This is a genomic window from Pararhizobium qamdonense (genome assembly GCF_029277445.1).
Classification (GTDB): Bacteria; Pseudomonadota; Alphaproteobacteria; order Rhizobiales; family Rhizobiaceae; genus Pararhizobium; species Pararhizobium qamdonense.
Genome location: NZ_CP119566.1, coordinates 813279 through 831076, shown reverse-complemented (window position 1 = coordinate 831076; position 17798 = coordinate 813279). Strand labels below are relative to the sequence as shown.

Annotated in this window: 12 protein-coding genes and 1 pseudogene; 11 read left to right on the top strand and 2 right to left on the bottom strand. The window is 60.3% G+C overall.

Annotated elements, in window-relative coordinates; all coding sequences use genetic code 11:
• Nucleotides 1-233: 233 nt before the first annotated feature.
• The 4 genes and pseudogenes from PYR65_RS03950 to PYR65_RS03935 all read left to right on the top strand — a co-directional run.
• Nucleotides 234-1316, top strand: a pseudogene (locus tag PYR65_RS03950) (glycosyltransferase family 4 protein); the annotation flags it as partial.
• A 138-nt stretch (nt 1317-1454) separates the two neighbouring features.
• Nucleotides 1455-2465 carry a glycosyltransferase family 2 protein gene (locus PYR65_RS03945; protein WP_276120957.1) on the top strand — a complete coding sequence of 337 codons (1011 nt, stop codon included), beginning with the start codon at nt 1455-1457 and terminating at the stop codon, nt 2463-2465.
• Nucleotides 2466-2505: 40 nt separating this feature from the next.
• Nucleotides 2506-3189 carry a class I SAM-dependent methyltransferase gene (locus PYR65_RS03940; RefSeq protein ID WP_276119977.1) on the top strand — a complete coding sequence of 228 codons (684 nt, stop codon included), beginning with the start codon at nt 2506-2508 and terminating at the stop codon, nt 3187-3189.
• Nucleotides 3190-3239: 50 nt separating this feature from the next.
• Nucleotides 3240-5435, top strand: coding sequence for a glycoside hydrolase (locus PYR65_RS03935; protein WP_276119976.1), 2196 nt, complete (start codon nt 3240-3242; stop codon nt 5433-5435).
• 28 nt (nt 5436-5463) lie between these two features.
• Here the strand turns inward: PYR65_RS03935 and PYR65_RS03930 are convergent, their stop codons facing one another.
• On the bottom strand, nt 5464-7086 hold the full coding sequence (locus PYR65_RS03930) for an ABC-F family ATP-binding cassette domain-containing protein (protein ID WP_060639182.1): 1623 nt from the start codon (nt 7084-7086) through the stop codon (nt 5464-5466).
• A 208-nt stretch (nt 7087-7294) separates the two neighbouring features.
• Here PYR65_RS03930 and pepT point away from each other — a divergent pair, with 208 nt between their 5' ends.
• Together pepT and PYR65_RS03920 are read left to right on the top strand one after the other, a co-directional pair.
• Nucleotides 7295-8527: a peptidase T gene (pepT, locus tag PYR65_RS03925; protein WP_276119975.1), complete on the top strand. Its 1233-nt coding sequence runs from the start codon at nt 7295-7297 to the stop codon at nt 8525-8527.
• Between the two features lie 89 nt (nt 8528-8616).
• The gene (locus tag PYR65_RS03920; RefSeq protein ID WP_060639554.1) at nt 8617-8871 is read left to right on the top strand and encodes a hypothetical protein; all 255 of its coding nucleotides are present in this window, start codon (nt 8617-8619) and stop codon (nt 8869-8871) included.
• Nucleotides 8872-8959: 88 nt separating this feature from the next.
• Here the strand turns inward: PYR65_RS03920 and PYR65_RS03915 are convergent, their stop codons facing one another.
• Nucleotides 8960-9253 carry a hypothetical protein gene (locus PYR65_RS03915; RefSeq protein ID WP_060639180.1) on the bottom strand — a complete coding sequence of 98 codons (294 nt, stop codon included), beginning with the start codon at nt 9251-9253 and terminating at the stop codon, nt 8960-8962.
• Nucleotides 9254-9529: 276 nt separating this feature from the next.
• Between PYR65_RS03915 and rsgA the strand changes: the two genes are divergently transcribed.
• The 5 genes from rsgA to PYR65_RS03890 all read left to right on the top strand — a co-directional run bounded on the left by rsgA (nt 9530) and on the right by PYR65_RS03890 (nt 17766).
• Nucleotides 9530-10552, top strand: coding sequence for a ribosome small subunit-dependent GTPase A (gene rsgA / locus PYR65_RS03910; RefSeq protein ID WP_276119974.1), 1023 nt, complete (start codon nt 9530-9532; stop codon nt 10550-10552).
• Between the two features lie 424 nt (nt 10553-10976).
• A complete protein-coding gene (locus PYR65_RS03905) occupies nt 10977-12926 on the top strand; it encodes a PrkA family serine protein kinase (RefSeq protein WP_060639179.1) in 1950 nt (649 codons plus the stop codon).
• 25 nt (nt 12927-12951) lie between these two features.
• Nucleotides 12952-14262, top strand: a complete 1311-nt coding sequence (locus tag PYR65_RS03900; RefSeq protein WP_276119973.1) for a YeaH/YhbH family protein — start codon at nt 12952-12954, stop codon at nt 14260-14262.
• Between the two features lie 15 nt (nt 14263-14277).
• Complete coding sequence (locus PYR65_RS03895) at nt 14278-15813, top strand: SpoVR family protein (RefSeq protein ID WP_276119972.1); 1536 nt, start codon at nt 14278-14280, stop codon at nt 15811-15813.
• A gap of 336 nt (nt 15814-16149) precedes the next feature.
• Entirely contained in the window at nt 16150-17766 is a 1617-nt protein-coding gene (locus PYR65_RS03890; protein WP_276119971.1) for an arylsulfatase, read from the top strand.
• Nucleotides 17767-17798 lie beyond the last annotated feature (32 nt).

The following is a 17798-nucleotide window of genomic DNA, read 5'->3' as shown; positions in this document are numbered from 1 at the left end:
CCAGAACGGCATATCAGCAGCCCGATCCAACGGCCGCCGACGGCACCCTGAACGATACAGGCGCCGGGATGCGGGGCGAGGTTGAGAATGCAACTGCCGATGTGCCTCTGAAAATCGCAGGCGGCGCACCAGCAGAGCGCATCACGGTCGTCCCCGTTCCGCCGCTGAGCGAGACATCTCTGTTCGAAACCACAGAGGCGGCTGCGCAAGCGGCACCCCGTCCCCGCGTCATGATGCTCGGCAGCCGCGGCATTCCCAATGTCCAGGGCGGCGTTGAGAAACATATCGAGATGATCGGCACCGAGCTTGTCCAGATGGGCTGGGACGTCGATGTCATCGGCCGCCGCCACTATCTTCCAAGCGCTTCGCAAACCATGTGGAACGGCATTCGCATCATTCCACTGTGGGCGCCGAAGAAGATGGTGCTGGAGGCCATCGGCAACAGCGTCGCCGCCGTTTTCTATGCCGCGCGGCAAAGACCCGATATCCTCCATATCCATGCTGTCGGCCCGGCTTTGGTTGCGCCGCTCGCCCGCCTCTTCGGTCTGAAGGTGATCATCACCCACCATGGCTACGACTATGAGCGCCAGAAATGGGGCTGGTTCGCCAAGCGAATGCTCAAGATGGGCGAGGCATTCGGCATGTACACGTCCAACGGGCGCATTGCGATCTCTCAGGAAATCGTTCGCGCCATGCGCAGGGAATATGGTGTCGCCGTCGATTTCGTGCCGAACGGCGTCTCCGTGCAACCGAGGATCGCCTCCACCGACACTCTGAAGACGTTCGGCCTGACGCCGCGCCGCTACATCGTCATGATGGCCCGCCTCGTTCCCGAAAAGCGACAGCACGATCTGATCCACGCTTTTGCCAAGGCCAACCGGCCCGAAAAACTGGTGATCGTCGGTGGCGCGGATCACGAGACTGAATATTCGGCCCATGTGAAAGCTCTGGCGGCACGAACCCCTTCGGTGGTCATGACCGGGTTTCAGACAGGCGCGGCCCTTGCCGAACTCTACAGCAACGCGGCCCTGTTCGTGCTTCCCTCAAGCCATGAGGGCATGCCGATCGCGCTCTTGGAAGCCTTGAGCTATGGCCTGCCCGTTCTTGCCAGCGATATCGCTGCCAATCGCGAACTCAATCTCGCCCCCGCCGACTACTTTGCCATGGGCGATGTCGATGCGCTGGCCGCCGCGCTCGGACGCAAATTGTCCAGTCCCTTTGACGAGGATGGAACGGACGGCCTGACGAACCAGATCCAGACGGATTACAGCTGGAAAAAGATCGGCGAACGAACGGCAGCGGTCTACCGCTCAGTGCTGCCTCACTCCGAAAACCGCCGGTCCCGCTGGCCCGGTCAACCGAATTTCAAGATATCCGGCGGCATGATCGGGGCGGGAGCCCCCGCCACATCCAGCGCCACGCCGCCAATGCTTCGTTCGAACCAGGAGGTCCTGTTGGGTGTATCCATCATCATCAAGACCTTGAACGAGGAAAAGCGCATTGCCGCGACCATCGAAAGCGCGCTCGCTGCCCTGCCGCGTGGTCTAGGCGAAGTCATCATTGCCGATAGCGGCTCCAGCGATCGTACCGCCGCCATCGCATCCGGCTATCCCGTCACGGTCGTGCAGATTGCCCCGCCGGCGCAGCCGAGCTGCGGAATCGGGCCACAGCTCGGCTTCCAGTATTCGCGCTTCGATCATATCTGCCTGCTGGACGGCGACATGATCCTCGATCCGGAATTCCTGCCGGAAGCGCTGCGGTTTCTCGCCGATAACCCGCAGGTTGGCGGCGTTACCGGACATGTCGAGGAAATGCTGACCGCCAATCTCGAATATGCCCGCCGCGTCCAGCGCAAGGGCCCGGAAAGCCGCACCGGCGATATCGACCGGATGAATGGCGGCGGCCTGTATAGGCGCAGCGCCATCGAGAAGACCGGCTATCTCTCGGACCGCAATCTGCATGGCCATGAGGAATTCGATCTCGGCATCCGGCTGCGCAGCGCCGGCTGGCGGCTGCACCGGCTCAACCGGCGCTACGTCCAGCATTTCGGCCACACGCTGAACTCCTACCGGCTGCTCGTGCGCCGCTGGAAGAACAGGTATCTCCAGGGTGTCGGCGAACTCTTGCGCGCATCGCTTGGCAAGCCCTACTTCCCCCAGCTTTTGCGCGAACTGCCCGAACTGAAGTTATGGAGCGCGGTCTATGCCTGGTGGGCGCTGTCTGCAGCAATGCTGCTGTTCCTGCCTGACAAAGGGTTGGCTCTCGGACTGGTCCTTGCCCTTCTTGCCGGCATCATTGCGCTGATGAGCTGGCGCAAAGGCGGGCTAGCCATGGGTTTCTATACCGTCGTCACCTGGTTCTTCCACGCCTGCGCACTGCCCTTGGGCTTCCTGCGGCGCCGGCGCCCGCCTGAAGCACCGATTGAAAGCCGCATCCTCCATAAACCGGCGAGAACGGCCGCCTGACGGCGCAACCGGTCCACAAACCCTTGAGAAAGTTCCCTTCATGATCGATGACAGTGTAGAGAAGAACGTTTCGTTCTGGGACCGGATCGTCCATTCTTCGTCGGAATATTTTCGCCGTAAGCGCGGCGGCCTGTTCCGCCAGACGATCCCCGGCTTCACGTCGCTCAAGGTCTGCGACGTCGGCGGCTCGCGCCATTTCTGGGAAAAGCTCGATCCCGCCGACGTGCCCAAGGACCTGACGCTGGTCAATATCCGCGACGACGGTCAGGCGCGCTCGTTCACCGGCTCGTACGGCCATGTGAAGGTTATCGTCTATGACGGCGACCGCCTTCCCTTTAAGGACAAGTCGTTCGACGTGGCCGTGTGCAACTCGGTAATCGAACATGTGCCGCCGGCCAAACGGGCCAATCTCGTGCGCGAGATCAACCGCGTCTCGAACTATTACTTCATCCAGACGCCGGCCTTCGTCTTCCCCATCGAGCCGCATTTCTTCTGCCCTGCTCTCCATTGGCTGCCCCGCCCCTTGGCGCGCCACGCCGTCAGGCTGTCGCCCTGGCGCTTCCTGTCCAAGCCTTCTGAAGAGCATATCAAGGAGTATTTCGAGGAGATCCAGATCCTGACGCTGAAGGAATTCCGCTCCTATGCGCCGGAGGCTCAGCTGATCCGGGAAAAGGCCGCTGGCCTCACCAAATCCTACATCCTGCACGGCGCATCGCGGCCCTGAAGAGTGATGAAACGGGATCGCAAAGCGATCGCCGGAAAGGGCCAGCCGGCATGAAGAGACTGCTTTCCTCAATCGCCACGGCGCTCCTGTTGAGCGCGGTTTCGGCACCTTGCGCCCGCGCCGCTGACGGCGAATGGCTGCCGGTGCGCGAGGTATCGCTGGAAATTGACCCCGGCAGCCCGCTCGATTTCTCCGCAATCCTGCCCAACCGGGCCATCGGGAAGGACGGCACAACCGGCGCGGGTCAATACTTGGCGGTCACGCAGGGCGGCCGTCTTGCTTTCACCGATGCGCTGGAGAAACCGGCACGCCTGCTATGCGCCTCTCTCGCATGGAGCCCGGCCTCCGGCGGCTTCCCGGATCACGCCGATGCCGACCGCTACGCGCTGCAACTGGCACGCCACGGTTATAATATCGCCCGGCTGACCTTCCTCGACGCCTCGCTGATGTCCGGGCGGGATGGAGATTTCGATTTTGACCCGCAGGTTCTCGACCGTATCCACTATCTGCTCGCCGCGCTGAAGCGCAACGGCATCTCCTGGATCATCGATGGTTTGACATCCTGGCGTGGTGCCTATGGCGGCAACTATGACGACCGCTGGGATCCCTCAAGCGATCTCAAGCTCGCCCTGTATTTCGACGGGAAAGCCTTCGATCACTGGCTGGAATTCCAGCGCCGTTTTCTGACCGCCGTCAACCCCTATACCGGCATAGCCCCCATCAACGACGAGGCGCTGGCGCTGGTTATCCTCGTCAACGAGAACAATATCGAGTTCGACAGCATCGTGCGCGAACGTGAGGGCAAGCCGAATTACGACGAGCGCTTGAAGCTCCCCTTCAACACCTGGCTGCAACAGCGCTATGGCTCGACCGAAGCATTGGCAAAAGCGTGGCCGGACCTGAATTCGAGCGAGCGGCTGGAAGATGCGTCCATCGCACTGCCCCAATCACGCTACGAGGATACGCCGCGCCTCAGGGACCTGCAGGCCTTTTTCGTCTCTGTCGAAACCGGCAGCGCCGCCCGCATGACCGGCGCCCTGCGCGCCCTCGGCTACAAGGGCGGGATCAGCACGTTCAACAATTGGCCGACGATCCAGACGACGCTGAGCCGCAAGGATCTCGGCGTCGTCACGATGAACACCTACCAGGATTGGGTCGGCAGCTATTCCCCCGGCGCGACCATGACACAGAAAAGCTCGATCGATGACGGCGCCGGCTATATGCGCCTGATCGCCGCTGCCCGCTGGCTCGGCAAGCCGTTCGTCGTCAGCGAATACGACCATCTCTTCTGGAACCGCTATCGCTACGAGGCAGGACTGGTGATGCCGGCCTATGCAGCCCAGCAAGGCTGGGACGTACTATGCCGCCACGCACATGGCCCGATCATCCTGAAATATGGCGAGCCCTATCCCCACAAGAAGGCGATGCTACCGTATGCCATCGCGCTCGATCCCGTCGCGCGCGCCGGCGAAACGCTGGCAGCACTTCTCTTCCGCCGCGGCGATGTGGCCACCTCGAAACTGACGGTCCCTTTTCTTGTGCGCGGCCCGGAAGACCTCACTGACGATATGCAGGCACGCGAACCCGAGCGGCTGACCGAACTTGGCCTTGTCGGTGCGATCGGCATGGCAAAAGCGGCCAACGGTAGCCTGGTCGTCGCCCAGCCGCGATCGTCAGCCGATCCGCAAGCCATCCTGGATGCTGCCAAGGCGGCCGGGCTCCTGGCAAAAGATAATCAGACAGACCTGAAGACCGGCCTCTATGAGAGCGATACGGGCGAACTGCTGCTCGACCGCCTGCGCGGCCAGTTGCGCGTCTCCACGCCGAAGACCGAAGCGGTGGCCTTTTCGACGCTGCGGGAGCCGGTCAATCTGGGCAGCGTCCGCGTCGAGGCATCGGATGGCAATGGACTGCTGTCGGTCTCCGTCATCGACGGCGCCGAAAGCATTGCGCAAAGCCGCAGGCTTCTCATCATCTATGCCACCGACGCGCGCAATACCGGCATGCAGTTCAGCGACAATGAGGAAAAAGTGATCGCCGATTTCGGCCGTCTTCCGGTCCTGATCCGCAAGGGTTTCGTCGATCTGTCGCTGCAGCTTTCAAAGGGAGAATGGCTGCTGACGCCAGTCACGCTGAACGGCGTCGCGTCAAAGGTGGCCGGTCAGGTCATATCTCCTGCCGGCTTCCGTCTTTCCAACGACGCGCCGTCCGGCCCGACGACGTTCTTTCTTCTCGAAAGGGACTGACACATCCCCGACATGAGGCTGGAGCCGATCAGCTCCGAAGGCCTGGGGCTTCATGGCCAGTGCGCGCCACATATTCCGTGTAGCCGCCGCCATATTCGTGGATGCCGTCCGGGGTCAGTTCCAGAACCCGGTTGGACAGGGCACCGAGGAAATGCCGGTCGTGGGACACGAACAGCATGGTACCCTCATATTCGGAGAGTGCCTGGATGAGCATTTCCTTGGTGTCGAGGTCCAGATGGTTGGTGGGCTCGTCGAGCACCAACAGATTGGGCGGGTCGAACAGCATGATCGCCATGACCAGCCGCGCCTTTTCGCCGCCCGACAGAACACGGCAGCGTTTTTCCACATCGTCACCGGAAAAGCCGAAGCAGCCGGCAAGCGCCCTCAGCGGACCTTGGCCCGCACGGGGGAATTCGTGCTCCAGCGTCTCGAACACTGTGCGCTCGCCATCGAGCAGATCCATGGCGTGCTGGGCGAAATAGCCCATCTTGACGCTGGCGCCCAGCGCCACGGTTCCCTTGTCCGGTTCCGTCGATCCGGTCACCAGTTTCAGCAGCGTGGATTTTCCGGCACCGTTGATGCCCATGATGCACCAGCGTTCCTTGCGGCGGACCATGAAATCCAGCCCCTCATAGATGCTGCGGCTGCCATAGCTCTTGTGGACATTCTTCAGATTGATAACGTCTTCGCCGGAGCGCGGCGCGGGCTGGAATTCGAACGCGACGACCTGGCGGCGCTTGGGCGGCTCGACCCGTTCGATCTTGTCGAGCTTCTTCACCCGGCTCTGCACCTGCGCCGCATGCGAGGCGCGCGCCTTGAAGCGCTCGATGAACTTGATTTCCTTGGCCAGCATCGCCTGCTGCCGCTCGAACTGGGCAAGCTGGTGCTTCTCGTTCAACGCCCGCTGCTGCTCGTAGAATTCATAGTCGCCGGAATAGGTGGTCAGCCCGCCACCGTCGATCTCGATCAGCTTGGTGACGATGCGGTTCATGAACTCGCGGTCATGCGAGGTCATCAAAAGTGCGCCCTCGTAATTCTTGAGGAATTCCTCCAGCCAGATCAGGCTTTCCAGATCCAGATGGTTGCTCGGCTCATCAAGCAGCATGACGTCGGGGCGCATCAACAGGATGCGGGCAAGCGCCACGCGCATCTTCCAGCCACCCGACAGCTTGCCGACATCGCCGTCCATCATCTCCTGCGTGAAGCTCAGGCCCGACAGCACTTCGCGCGCCCGGCCGTCGAGCGCATAGCCGTCCAACTCCTCGTAGCGCGCCTGCACCTCGCCGTAGCGCTCGATGATCGCATCCATCTCGTCCAGCCGGTCGGGATCGACCATGGCCGTTTCCAGCTCACGCAATTCGGCGGCAACGATGCTGACCGGACCGGCACCGTCCATCACCTCGGCGACGGCGCTGCGGCCTTCCATTTCGCCGACATCCTGGTTGAAATAGCCGATGGTCACGCCCTTCTCGACGGCCACCTGCCCCTCGTCGGGCTGCTCTTCGCCGGTGATCATCCGGAAGACAGTGGTCTTGCCGGCACCGTTGGGTCCGACAAGGCCGATTTTCTCGCCCTTGTTGAGGGCGGCGGACGCCTCGATGAAGAGAATGCGGTGGCTCAGCTGCTTGCTGATATTTTCGATACGGATCATGTGTGCGGCGCCCAAGAATGTTGCGGCGCCCTTATGCCACGTGTTTCAGGGAATGTCGCAGGTTTTCGACAGGATCAGACACGGCTTTTTGAAGCATGTTTTTCCTGGAAATGCCTTCACGCCGCAGCCGGTGGAAGCTAGAGCACTTCATCTTTAAACGGAAGCGCTCTAGAGAAGACCACCCGACGCTTATGGAATGGAGTGAGCCATGACCGATACCGTTACCGACCGTTTCCTGCGCTATGTCGTGATCGACACCCAGTCGGATGCCAAATCGGCAAGCCAGCCCTCCACCGAAAAGCAGAAGAACCTCGGCCGCCTGCTGGTCAAAGAACTGCTGGCGATCGGGATTGCGGACGCGCATCTTGACGAACACGGCTATATCTACGCGACCATCCCGTCGAACGTGGACAAGCCGGTGCCGGTCATCTGCTTCTGCTCGCATATGGACACCGCGCCGGATTTCACCGGCACCCATGTCAAGCCGCAGATGATCCGCGCCTATGCCGGCGGCGATATCCAGCTGTCCGGCGATCCGCAGCAGGTCATCCGTGTTTCCGAGCATCCGGCTCTGCGCGACCAGATCGGCAACGATCTGATCACCACCGATGGCACGACATTGCTTGGCGCCGACGACAAGGCCGGCATTGCCGAAATCATGACGGCAGCGCAAATCCTGGTCGGCAATCCGGATATCCGGCACGGAACCATCAAGATCCTCTTCACCGTGGACGAGGAAATCGGCCGCGGGGTGGACAAGGTTGATCTGCAGAAGCTTGGCGCGCAATTCGCCTACACGATGGACGGTGAAACCGCAGGGCATATCGAGGATGAGACATTTTCAGCCGATGGTGTCGATATCACCATCCAGGGCGTTGCCATCCATCCGGGCTTTGCCAAGGGCAGAATGGAAAACGCCATCAAGATCGCCGGCGCCATCATCGACCGCCTGCCCAAGCACGTGGCGCCAGAAACCACGGATGGCAAGGACGGCTTCGTCCACCCGACCGGCGTCACCGGCGCGATGGACAAAGCGACGATCAGCCTGATCGTCCGCGACTTCAACGACGAAGGCCTGGCCAGCAAGGAAGCCATGATCGAGGCGATCGTCAGAGACGTCATGCCGGATTATCCCGGCTCCTCCTATACGCTCAAGGTCACACAGCAATATCGCAACATGAAGGTGGTCCTCGACCGGCATCCGGAAATCGTCGACAACGCCGTCGAGGCGATAAGGCGGGCGGGCATGCAGCCGGTGCGCGGCAGCATTCGCGGCGGCACGGATGGCTCGCGCCTGTCCTTCATGGGCCTGCCCTGCCCCAACATCTTTGCCGGCGGCCATGCGTTTCACTCGCCGCTCGAATGGGTAAGCAGCCAGGACATGGAAAAGGCGGTGAAAACGATCGTCGAGCTGGCGAAGGTCTGGGAAGAACGCAGCTAAGATGAAGCAGCTAATCTCGGAGGGCCATAATCAGCCCTTCCATCCCGCCGCCATTTTGGTATGACGCGCCTCTTGTCAAAGGAATGAAGATGGCTGCCCGAGATCGATATTCACGGAAATTGGAATGTTCCCATTGCGGGAATACAGGCTTTGCCGAGGTTTCGGAGGATGACACCCCCAGCCGCAAGACGCGGGGATTTGAAATCGATGCCCTGCCCGGGGGCTTTGAAACCGAATTTGCCTCAAGCAATCCGCGCAAGCATGTGATCCGGTGCCGCTGCGGCCACAAGTTCAAGTTCGAGCAGACCACGGCTTATGCGCCGGGTGGAGAACCGAGGGCCTAGAACCAAAGCCGCTCGAAAATACAGTTGGGTGGCCGGCCCTCCAATGCGGATGCATTCGAAGGTATCGCCGGCGCCCCTTGTTACCGGTTTACTTGTTGGCCATCAGCCACATCTTACCGGCCATCGTGATCCCGCGCGGATCGGCGGCGACGTCGTCGTCGAGATGGCTGCGTTCCAGAAAACCGAGCTCTTCAAGTTCATTCAGGGTCGTCGTCGTCAGGAAGCGGATCTTTTGCGGACGTTCCTTGAACCGGTCGGTCTTTGCATAGGTGACCGTCGCATTTTCATGCGTCCATTTTTTCGCCGGCTGCGGGAAGAGGTTTCCTTCCTTGGCGAGTTTCAGGCCCCGGATTTGAACCGGCGTCAATTCAAGCGAAATCATATTCTGTCCTTGGTAGAAATGGTGAAAGAGGCATCGACACGCAACCCGGATAGAATGGGAAGGCCCGTTTGCGAATGTCGCCAATGCGAAATGAAAAGGGCCAAACTGGCCCGCATGCCCTTCCCTACCGGAAGTTTGCGGCATTTCCCAGACAAAACTGAAAAACTGTCATCTGCGAAACGATTGGCACCATCCTGGCGCTTCTGGTATCAGCGTCTGAACTTGTTTTTCAGAAAGGTCATCCATGAACGCGACACTGTGTCGGGGAGCGGCAGTGTGACGGAGCGCGCAGACGCGGCCTTTTTGGCGTCGCATGGCTGGTCCAGCTTTTTTTCCTCCCAGATCGAGCGATCCGAAGCCGGCCTCCTGCCCATGCGCATCGCCGAAGTCCACCGCGCCCGGCTTGGCGCGCTCTCGGCCGAAGGCCCGGTAAAGCTGGTTCTGCCCCATAAAACCAACACTGCCGATTTTGCGGTGGGAGACTGGATCCTGGCCGACCCCCGCACGCATCTGCTTGTTCGCAGGCTTGAGCGCCGCACCCTGCTGCAGCGCCGCACAGAGGGCAGGCATCTCCAGCAGCTGGCCGCAGCCAATGTCGATACGCTGTTCATCGTCACCTCCTGCAATGCCGATTTCAGCCCGGCGCGGCTGGAACGCTATTTGGCCATGGCCAATCAGGCCGGAACCAACCCGGTGATCGTGCTCACCAAGACCGATATGATCGAGGACGCCAGCATCTTCGAGCAGCAAGCCAGAGCATTGCAGCGCGACCTGGATGTGGTGGCCCTCAACGGCCGCTCCGCCGATGCCGCAGCCGCACTCGCCCCCTGGTGCGGCGAAGGGCAGACCGTAGCGCTCGTCGGATCATCCGGCGTCGGCAAATCGACGCTGGTCAACACGCTGGCGGGCCTCAGGCATGAGGCAGCGCAGGAAACCGGCGATATCCGCGAAAGCGATGCCAAGGGGCGCCATACGACCACGGCCCGTTCATTGCACGCCATCGCTGGCGGCGGCTGGGTGATCGACACGCCGGGAATGCGCACCCTGCATGTCAGTGACGTTTCCGGCGGCATCGAGACGCTGTTCTCCGAAATCACCGACCTTGCCCCGTCCTGCAAGTTTCGCGACTGCACCCATGATCACGAACCGGGCTGCGCCGTCCAGGCCGCCATCAAGGCCGGTACCCTGCCGGCCGAACGGCTCGCCCGCTGGCGCAAGCTGCTGGAGGAAAACGTCAGCAACACACCGGTCCAGACGGGGCCACGCGGCAACAAGGTCATTCAGAAAAAGAAATACTGAAGCCGAACATTGCCACCGCGTTTTTTCTCCCTGGATCGGGCGGCCGTCGCCATGACAGGTCACGCGGCCATCAATTGCCTGAGCGCCACCGGCGTGTGACGCCTGCAACACGTGCGCAAAAATTGTGAACATCACCGATGGCATGATGGTTGTGTGAACTATTGTGTTACGCTGGACGGGAAGATTTCGGAACGATCATCCAGGCGGTGATTCGGATCTGAGCGAGGTGGGTGATCACCGGTGCGCCCCTTCGGCAAGGATCCAGGATCCGTTGGCCCCGTCCAGATGGTGCGGCCCTCTTCGCTGTAAGATGTCAGCAGTAACACTTAGTTGAAGAAACTTTCGAGCATAAGGAACGTTAATCTCGTTGAGCGAGCCGATAGGCAGCGATCCCGTCTCAACGAACCGGCCGCGGGAGAGCATGATGCAAAATACCCAGTCCGATGTCTTCGACCTCTTTTCGGAGATTTATACCAGCACCGCGCAGGAGGAGATCAGTCTCCAGGAATATCTGCTCGCGTGCCGCGACGATAAAAGCATGTACGCCACCGCACAGGAGCGCATGGTCGCCGCCATTGGAGAGCCCAACTTCGTCGAGACCAGCGCCGATGAGCGCCTTGGCCGCATTTTCTCCAATCGAACCATCAAGGTCTATCCGGCCTTTGCCGATTTCTACGGAATGGAAGACACGATCGAGCGGATCGTCGGCTACTTCCGCTACGCCGCCCAAGGCCTCGAAGAGCGCAAACAGATCCTCTATCTGCTCGGCCCCGTTGGCGGCGGCAAGTCCTCCCTGGCCGAGCGCCTGAAGAAGCTGATGGAACAGCGGCCGATCTACACCTTGATGGTCGGCGGCCAGATCAGCCCGGTGTTTGAATCACCGCTTGGCCTCTTCCACCCCGAACGCATGTCGGATCTCCTGGAAGACAAATATGGCATCGCCAGACGGCGCCTGACAGGAATGATATCGCCTTGGGCAACCAAGCGCCTGGATGAAGTCGGCGGCGATATCTCGAAGTTCAGCGTCGTCAAGCTGATGCCGTCGCGCCTGCGCCAGATCGGCATTGCCAAGACCGAACCCGGCGACGAAAACAACCAGGACGTCTCCTCGCTGGTCGGCAAGGTCGATATCCGCCAGCTGGAAAATTTCAGCCAGGCCGACCCCGATGCCTATTCCTACAGCGGTGGCTTGAACCGCACGACGCAGGGCCTGCTCGAATTCGTCGAAATGTTCAAGGCACCGATCAAGGTCCTGCACCCGCTTTTGACCGCGACCCAGGAAGGCAACTACAACGGTACGGAAAACTTTGGCGCCTTCCCCTATCAGGGCATCGTCGTTGCCCACTCGAACGAATCCGAGTGGCTGCAGTTCAAGAACAACCGCAACAACGAGGCCTTTCTTGACCGCATCCTAGTGGTCAAGGTGCCCTATTGCCTGCGCGTGACCGAGGAGCGGCAGATCTACGACAAGCTGTTGCGCGAGAGCGAGCTGGCGAAAAACCCTTGCGCGCCGGAAGTTCTGGAAAGCCTCAGCCGCTTCACCGTTTCGACCCGGCTCACCCCGCATGAAAACTCGCCGCTCTATACCAAGATGCGGGTCTATGACGGCGAGAACCTGAAAGATGTCGATCCCAAGGCGAAATCCGTGCAGGAATATCGCGACGCCGCCGGTGTTGATGAAGGCATGAACGGCGTCAGCACCCGCTTTGCCTTCAAGGTCCTGTCGGAGACCTTCAACTATGACAGCAAGGAGATCGCCGCCGATCCCGTGCATCTGATGTATGTCATCGAACAGGCGATCAAGCGCGAGCAGTTCCCTAAGGAAACCGAGGCCGCCTATCTGAACTTCATCAAGTCGGAACTCGCCACGCGTTATGCCGAGTTCATCGGCCATGAAATCCAGAAAGCCTATCTGGAATCCTACAGCGAATACGGCCAGAACCTGTTCGACCGCTATATCGCCTATGCCGACGCCTGGCTTGAGGATCAGGATTTCAAGGACCCGGACACCGGGCAGATCCTCAACCGCACCATCCTCGACAACGAGCTGTCGCAGATCGAAAAACCGGCCGGGATCGCCAATCCGAAGGATTTCCGCAACGAGGTCGTCAAGTTCACGCTGCGCGCCCGCGCCAAAAACAGCGGCCGCAATCCATCCTGGATGAGCTACGAGAAACTGCGCGAAGTCATCGAGAAACGCATGTTCGGCCAGGTGGAGGATTTGCTGCCGGTCATCAGCTTCGGCTCCAAGAAGGACAGCGCCAGCGAAAAGCAGCATGCCGAATTCGTCCATCGCATGATCGAGCGGGGCTATACCGAGCGGCAGGTGCGCAGGCTGGTTGAATGGTACATGCGCGTCAACAAGGCGGGGTGAGAGATCCGATGTCTGGGGGTAGCCAATGCCGAATTTCATCGACCGACGCCTCAACCCGAAGGACAAGAGCCTTGGAAACCGCCAGCGCTTCCTGAAGCGCGCCCGCGAGGAGCTGAAACGCTTCATCAAGGATCGCGTCAAGACCGACAAGATCGCCGACGTGGATTCAGACCACGCAGTGCCCATGCCTGCGCGCGGCGCCAGCGAGCCGACATTTCAGCCGGCGCGCGGCAGCGGCGATAGACAATATGTCCTGCCCGGCAATCGCGACTACATGCCGGGAGACCGGATCGACAAGCCGCAGGGCGGCGGCGGCTCCGGCTCGTCTGCCGGAAAAGGCGAGGACGAGGATAATTTCCAGTTCCTCCTGTCGCGCGAGGAAGTGCTCGAACTGTTTTTCGAGGATCTCGAGCTGCCCGACATGATCAAGCTCAGCCTGAAGGAAGCGGTTGCCTTCAAGCCGCGCCGGGCAGGCTTTGCCACCAGCGGGTCGCCCACCAATATCAATGTCAGCCGCACCATGCGCAACAGCTACGGCCGCCGCATCGCCCTGCAGCGCCCCAAGCGAAAGACGCTGGAAGCCTTGGCGCAGGAGATCGAGGCTCTGGCAACCGAACCGGAACTCGGCATCGCAGAGCGCCGGCATCTGGAAGACCTGCGGGTGCAACTGGACCTCCTGGAGCGGCGGCGGCGCCGCATTCCCTATGTCGATCCCGTCGATATCCGTTTCAACCGCTTCGAACGCCAGCCGCTGCCCAATGCCAATGCGGTGATGTTCTGCCTGATGGATGTGTCGAGCTCGATGGGCGAGCGGGAGAAGGATCTCGCCAAGCGCTTTTTCGTGCTGTTGCATCTGTTTTTAAAACGGCGCTACGACCGGATCGATATCGTCTTCATCCGCCACACGGACGAGGCGGGCGAGGTCGATGAGGACACATTCTTCTACAGCACCCAGAGCGGCGGCACTGTCGTCTCAACGGCGCTGGAGGAAATGCTGCGGATCATTCAGGAGCGCTATCCGGCAAAGGAATGGAATATCTACGCGGCCCAAGCCTCCGACGGCGACAATGTCTCACGCGATTCCGACCGCTGCGCCTCGCTGCTGACGTCCGAACTGATGCGGCTCTGCCAATATTACGCCTATGTCGAAATCATCGACGAGCGGGAGAGCGAAATCTTCGGCTCAACCGACAACGGCACGTCGCTCTGGCGCGCCTATCGCACCGTCGATGGCGAATGGCCGAATTTCCAGATGACCCGGATCGCAAGACCCTCCGACATCTATCCTGTCTTCCGGAAGCTTTTCGCCAGGCAGCCAACCCTGCAATTTCGATAGTGAACGGAGCCGGGTATGATAAAGAACGCAGGCTCAACACTGTTGTTTGACAGTTCCGACTGGAACTTCAAGACGCTGTCGCATGCCTATGATGCGATCGAGACGATCGCAATCGATGAACTTGGCCTCGACGTCTATCCCAACCAGCTTGAAATCATTTCGTCGGAGCAGATGCTGGACGCCTATTCGTCCGTCGGCATGCCGCTGATGTATCAGCACTGGTCCTTCGGCAAACGCTTCGTCTACGAGGAAAACGGCTATCGCAAGGGCCACCACGGCCTTGCCTATGAGCTGGTGATCAACTCCAATCCCTGCATCACCTATCTGATGGAGGAAAACACCATGGCGATGCAGACCCTGGTGACCGCGCACGCGGCCTTCGGCCACAATCATTTCTTCAAGAACAACTATCTCTTCAAGCAATGGACCGATGCCGGCGCCATCCTCAGCTATATGGAATTTTCCAAGAAATATATCGCCAAATGCGAGGAGCGGCACGGCACCTCCGCCGTCGAGGCCATTCTGGATTCCGCCCATGCGCTGATGGATCAGGGTGTTTTCCGCTACCGCCGCCCGCCGCGCCTGTCCTCGAAGAAGGAGCAGGAACGCGCCCGCGAGAGACTGGAATATGAGGAACAGACCTATAGCGACCTGTGGCGCACCCTTCCGCGCGCGACCGGCAGGCCCGACCCTGAAGAGGCCGAACGCGACGCCATGGAGCGAAAAAAGGTCCTCAATCTGCCGGAGGAAAACCTTCTCTATTTCCTGGAGAAAAACAGCCTGATCCTCGAGCCTTGGCAACGCGAATTGTTGCGCATCGTGCGGGTGATCGCCCAGTATTTCTATCCGCAGCGCCAGACCAAGGTGATGAACGAGGGCTGCGCCACCTATGTGCATTACACGATCATGAACAGGCTGTTCGATCAGGGAAAGATCAGCGAAGGCGCGATGCTGGAAATGCTCCACAGCCATTCCAGCGTGGTGTTCCAGCCGCATTTCGACGATCCCCGTTTTTCCGGGCTCAACCCCTATGCGCTGGGTTTTGCGATGATGCAGGACATTGAGCGCATCTGCAATCAGCCGACATCGGAGGACCGCGACTGGTTCCCCGCTATTGCCGGCAGCGGCCGCTGGCGCGAAACCCTGATCGACGCCTGGGCCAACCACCGCGATGAATCCTTCATCCTGCAATATCTGAGCCCGGCGCTGATCCGCAAATTCCGGCTCTTCCAGCTGACCGACGAGGCCAGCAACAAATATTGCGAGGTCGCCTCGATCCACAACGAACGGGGTTATTCCGAAATCCGCAAGGCACTGGCCAGAAGCTACGATGTCAGCGCCAACAGTCAGGACATCCAGGTCGTCGACGTCGATCTCTTGGGAGACCGCCAATTGCGGCTGGAACACCGGATGAAGAACGGCGTGCTTCTGGAAGAAACGAGCCGCGACGCAACGCTCGCCCACATCCGGCACCTATGGGGCTACGGCGTCTCGCTTGCGGGCGTCGATGGCAAAACAGGCGCGGCGCGCTATGCGTGCTCGACGGGCTGATGCCCTCGATTTCCGCAGGCTTCGGGAATATCTGCCAGCGCGGCCAGCCTTCATAACCCGGCGTCAACCGGCATCGACCCCATAAGCGCTGTGATCTCCTGGCAACCGTCGCGGACCGTCATGTGGCTCTGAGGCATCCGTTTTGGCACCCCGCCTAATTTACGCCCTCTGTTACGTAATCCCCCGTCCTTGTTACCGTAACGTACTTCCTTACGCGCGATTTGCGGCGAGAGTGGCAGCGTCGAATGCCTGACCTGCAGGAGCGGTCCGGACGCCCGGAAACAAGGAGAGTACGATGCCGAACGACTTCCGCCTGAAATTGATGGGGAGGCCATCATGACCGGATCAATCACACGGCGCATGCTGAGCGCCACCACGGGTCTTGCGATGTCCCTGACAGCGGCATCCCTCGCCGGCGTTCCCGCCCTCGCCCAGGATGCAACGGCTGCCAAGCCCAACATTCTCGTGATGTTTGGCGACGACATCGGCCAGACCAATATTTCCGCCTACTCGCTGGGCGTCATCGGTTACAAGACGCCGAATATCGACCGCATCGCCAAGGAAGGCATGATGTTCACGGATTATTATGCCGAGAACAGTTGCACGGCGGGCCGCTCGACCTTCATCACCGGGCAGACATGCCTGCGGACTGGCCTCTGCAAGGTCGGGGCTCCCGGCGTCACGGTCGGCCTGCAGGCCGGTGATATCACCATTGCCCAGGCGCTGAAGCCGCTTGGCTATGCGACCGGTCAATTCGGCAAGAACCATCTGGGCGACCGCGACGAATATCTGCCGACAAAGCACGGCTTCGACGAATTCTTCGGCAATCTTTACCACCTCAACGCCGAGGAGGAGCCGGAGGCCGCCAACTGGCCAAAGGACGATACCGAATTTCTCAAAGCGTATAATCCGCGTGGCGTGATCAAGGCATCGGCCGATGGCAAGGTTGAGGACACCGGGCCTTTGACCGTGAAACGCATGGAGACGATCGACGACGAGACGACGGCGGCGGCCATCGACTTCATCGATCGCCAAGCCAAGGCCAAAAAACCCTTCTTCACCTGGATGAACACGACGCGCATGCATCTGTTTACCCATGTCCGGCCGGAATACAGAGGCAAAAGCGGCATGCCGGGCAACGAGTATGGCGACGGCATGATCGAGCATGACGGCGATGTCGGCAAACTGCTGAACAAGCTTGATGAACTCGGCATCGCCGACAACACGATCGTCGTCTACGCCACCGATAACGGCCCGAACCAGTTTTCCTGGCCGGATGCGGCGACCACGCCTTTCCGCAGCGAGAAGGATACCAACTGGGAAGGCGCGTTCCGCGTTCCCGCAATCGTCCGCTGGCCCGGCCATGTCAAACCGGGTGAGGTTGCCAACGGCATGGTATCCGGTCTCGACTGGTTCCCGACCCTGCTGGCGGCAGCCGGCGATCCCGATGTGAAAGGCCGTCTGCTGACCGGCTGGAAGCCCGAGGGAAGTGCCACGAGTTTCCGGAACCATCTCGATGGCTTCAACCAGCTCGATTATATTACCGGCAAATCGGACAAGAGCGCCCGCAACGAGTTCTATTATTTCGATGATGACGGCGATCTGGTTGGAATCCGCTATGACGACTGGAAGGTCGTGTTCAAGGAACAGCCGGCACCGGGCGGGTTCGCGGTCTGGCAGACCCCGCTGATCACCTGGCGTCTTCCCAAGCTGTTCAATCTGCGGATGGACCCTTACGAGCGGGCCGATGTCGTCTCCGACCAGTATAATGACTGGGTGGTCAGGAACGACTTCCTTCTGGTCAAGGGCCAGTTGAAAAGCGCGGCCTTCCTCGAAACCTTCGTGAAATATCCGCCCAGCCAGCGCGTCGCCAGCTTCAACATCGAGGGCGTCCGTGACCAGGTGAACAAGGCGATCGACCAGTCCTTCAAGGATCGCGGTATCGAGAAATAGTCATCCCAAGAGACGCGCCGGGCAATCGGCGC

Excerpts from the sequence above, each read along its gene's own strand:
- PYR65_RS03900 (WP_276119973.1), top strand. The coding sequence starts at position 12,952 with ATGCCGAATTTCATCGACCGACGCCTCAACCCGAAGGACAAGAGCCTT.
- PYR65_RS03895 (WP_276119972.1), top strand. The coding sequence starts at position 14,278 with ATGATAAAGAACGCAGGCTCAACACTGTTGTTTGACAGTTCCGACTGG.
- PYR65_RS03930 (WP_060639182.1), bottom strand. The coding sequence starts at position 7,086 with ATGATCCGTATCGAAAATATCAGCAAGCAGCTGAGCCACCGCATTCTC.
- pepT (WP_276119975.1), top strand. The coding sequence starts at position 7,295 with ATGACCGATACCGTTACCGACCGTTTCCTGCGCTATGTCGTGATCGAC.
- PYR65_RS03890 (WP_276119971.1), top strand. The coding sequence starts at position 16,150 with ATGACCGGATCAATCACACGGCGCATGCTGAGCGCCACCACGGGTCTT.
- PYR65_RS03935 (WP_276119976.1), top strand. The coding sequence starts at position 3,240 with ATGAAGAGACTGCTTTCCTCAATCGCCACGGCGCTCCTGTTGAGCGCG.
- PYR65_RS03940 (WP_276119977.1), top strand. The coding sequence starts at position 2,506 with ATGATCGATGACAGTGTAGAGAAGAACGTTTCGTTCTGGGACCGGATC.
- PYR65_RS03920 (WP_060639554.1), top strand. The coding sequence starts at position 8,617 with ATGGCTGCCCGAGATCGATATTCACGGAAATTGGAATGTTCCCATTGC.
- PYR65_RS03905 (WP_060639179.1), top strand. The coding sequence starts at position 10,977 with ATGCAAAATACCCAGTCCGATGTCTTCGACCTCTTTTCGGAGATTTAT.
- PYR65_RS03915 (WP_060639180.1), bottom strand. The coding sequence starts at position 9,253 with ATGATTTCGCTTGAATTGACGCCGGTTCAAATCCGGGGCCTGAAACTC.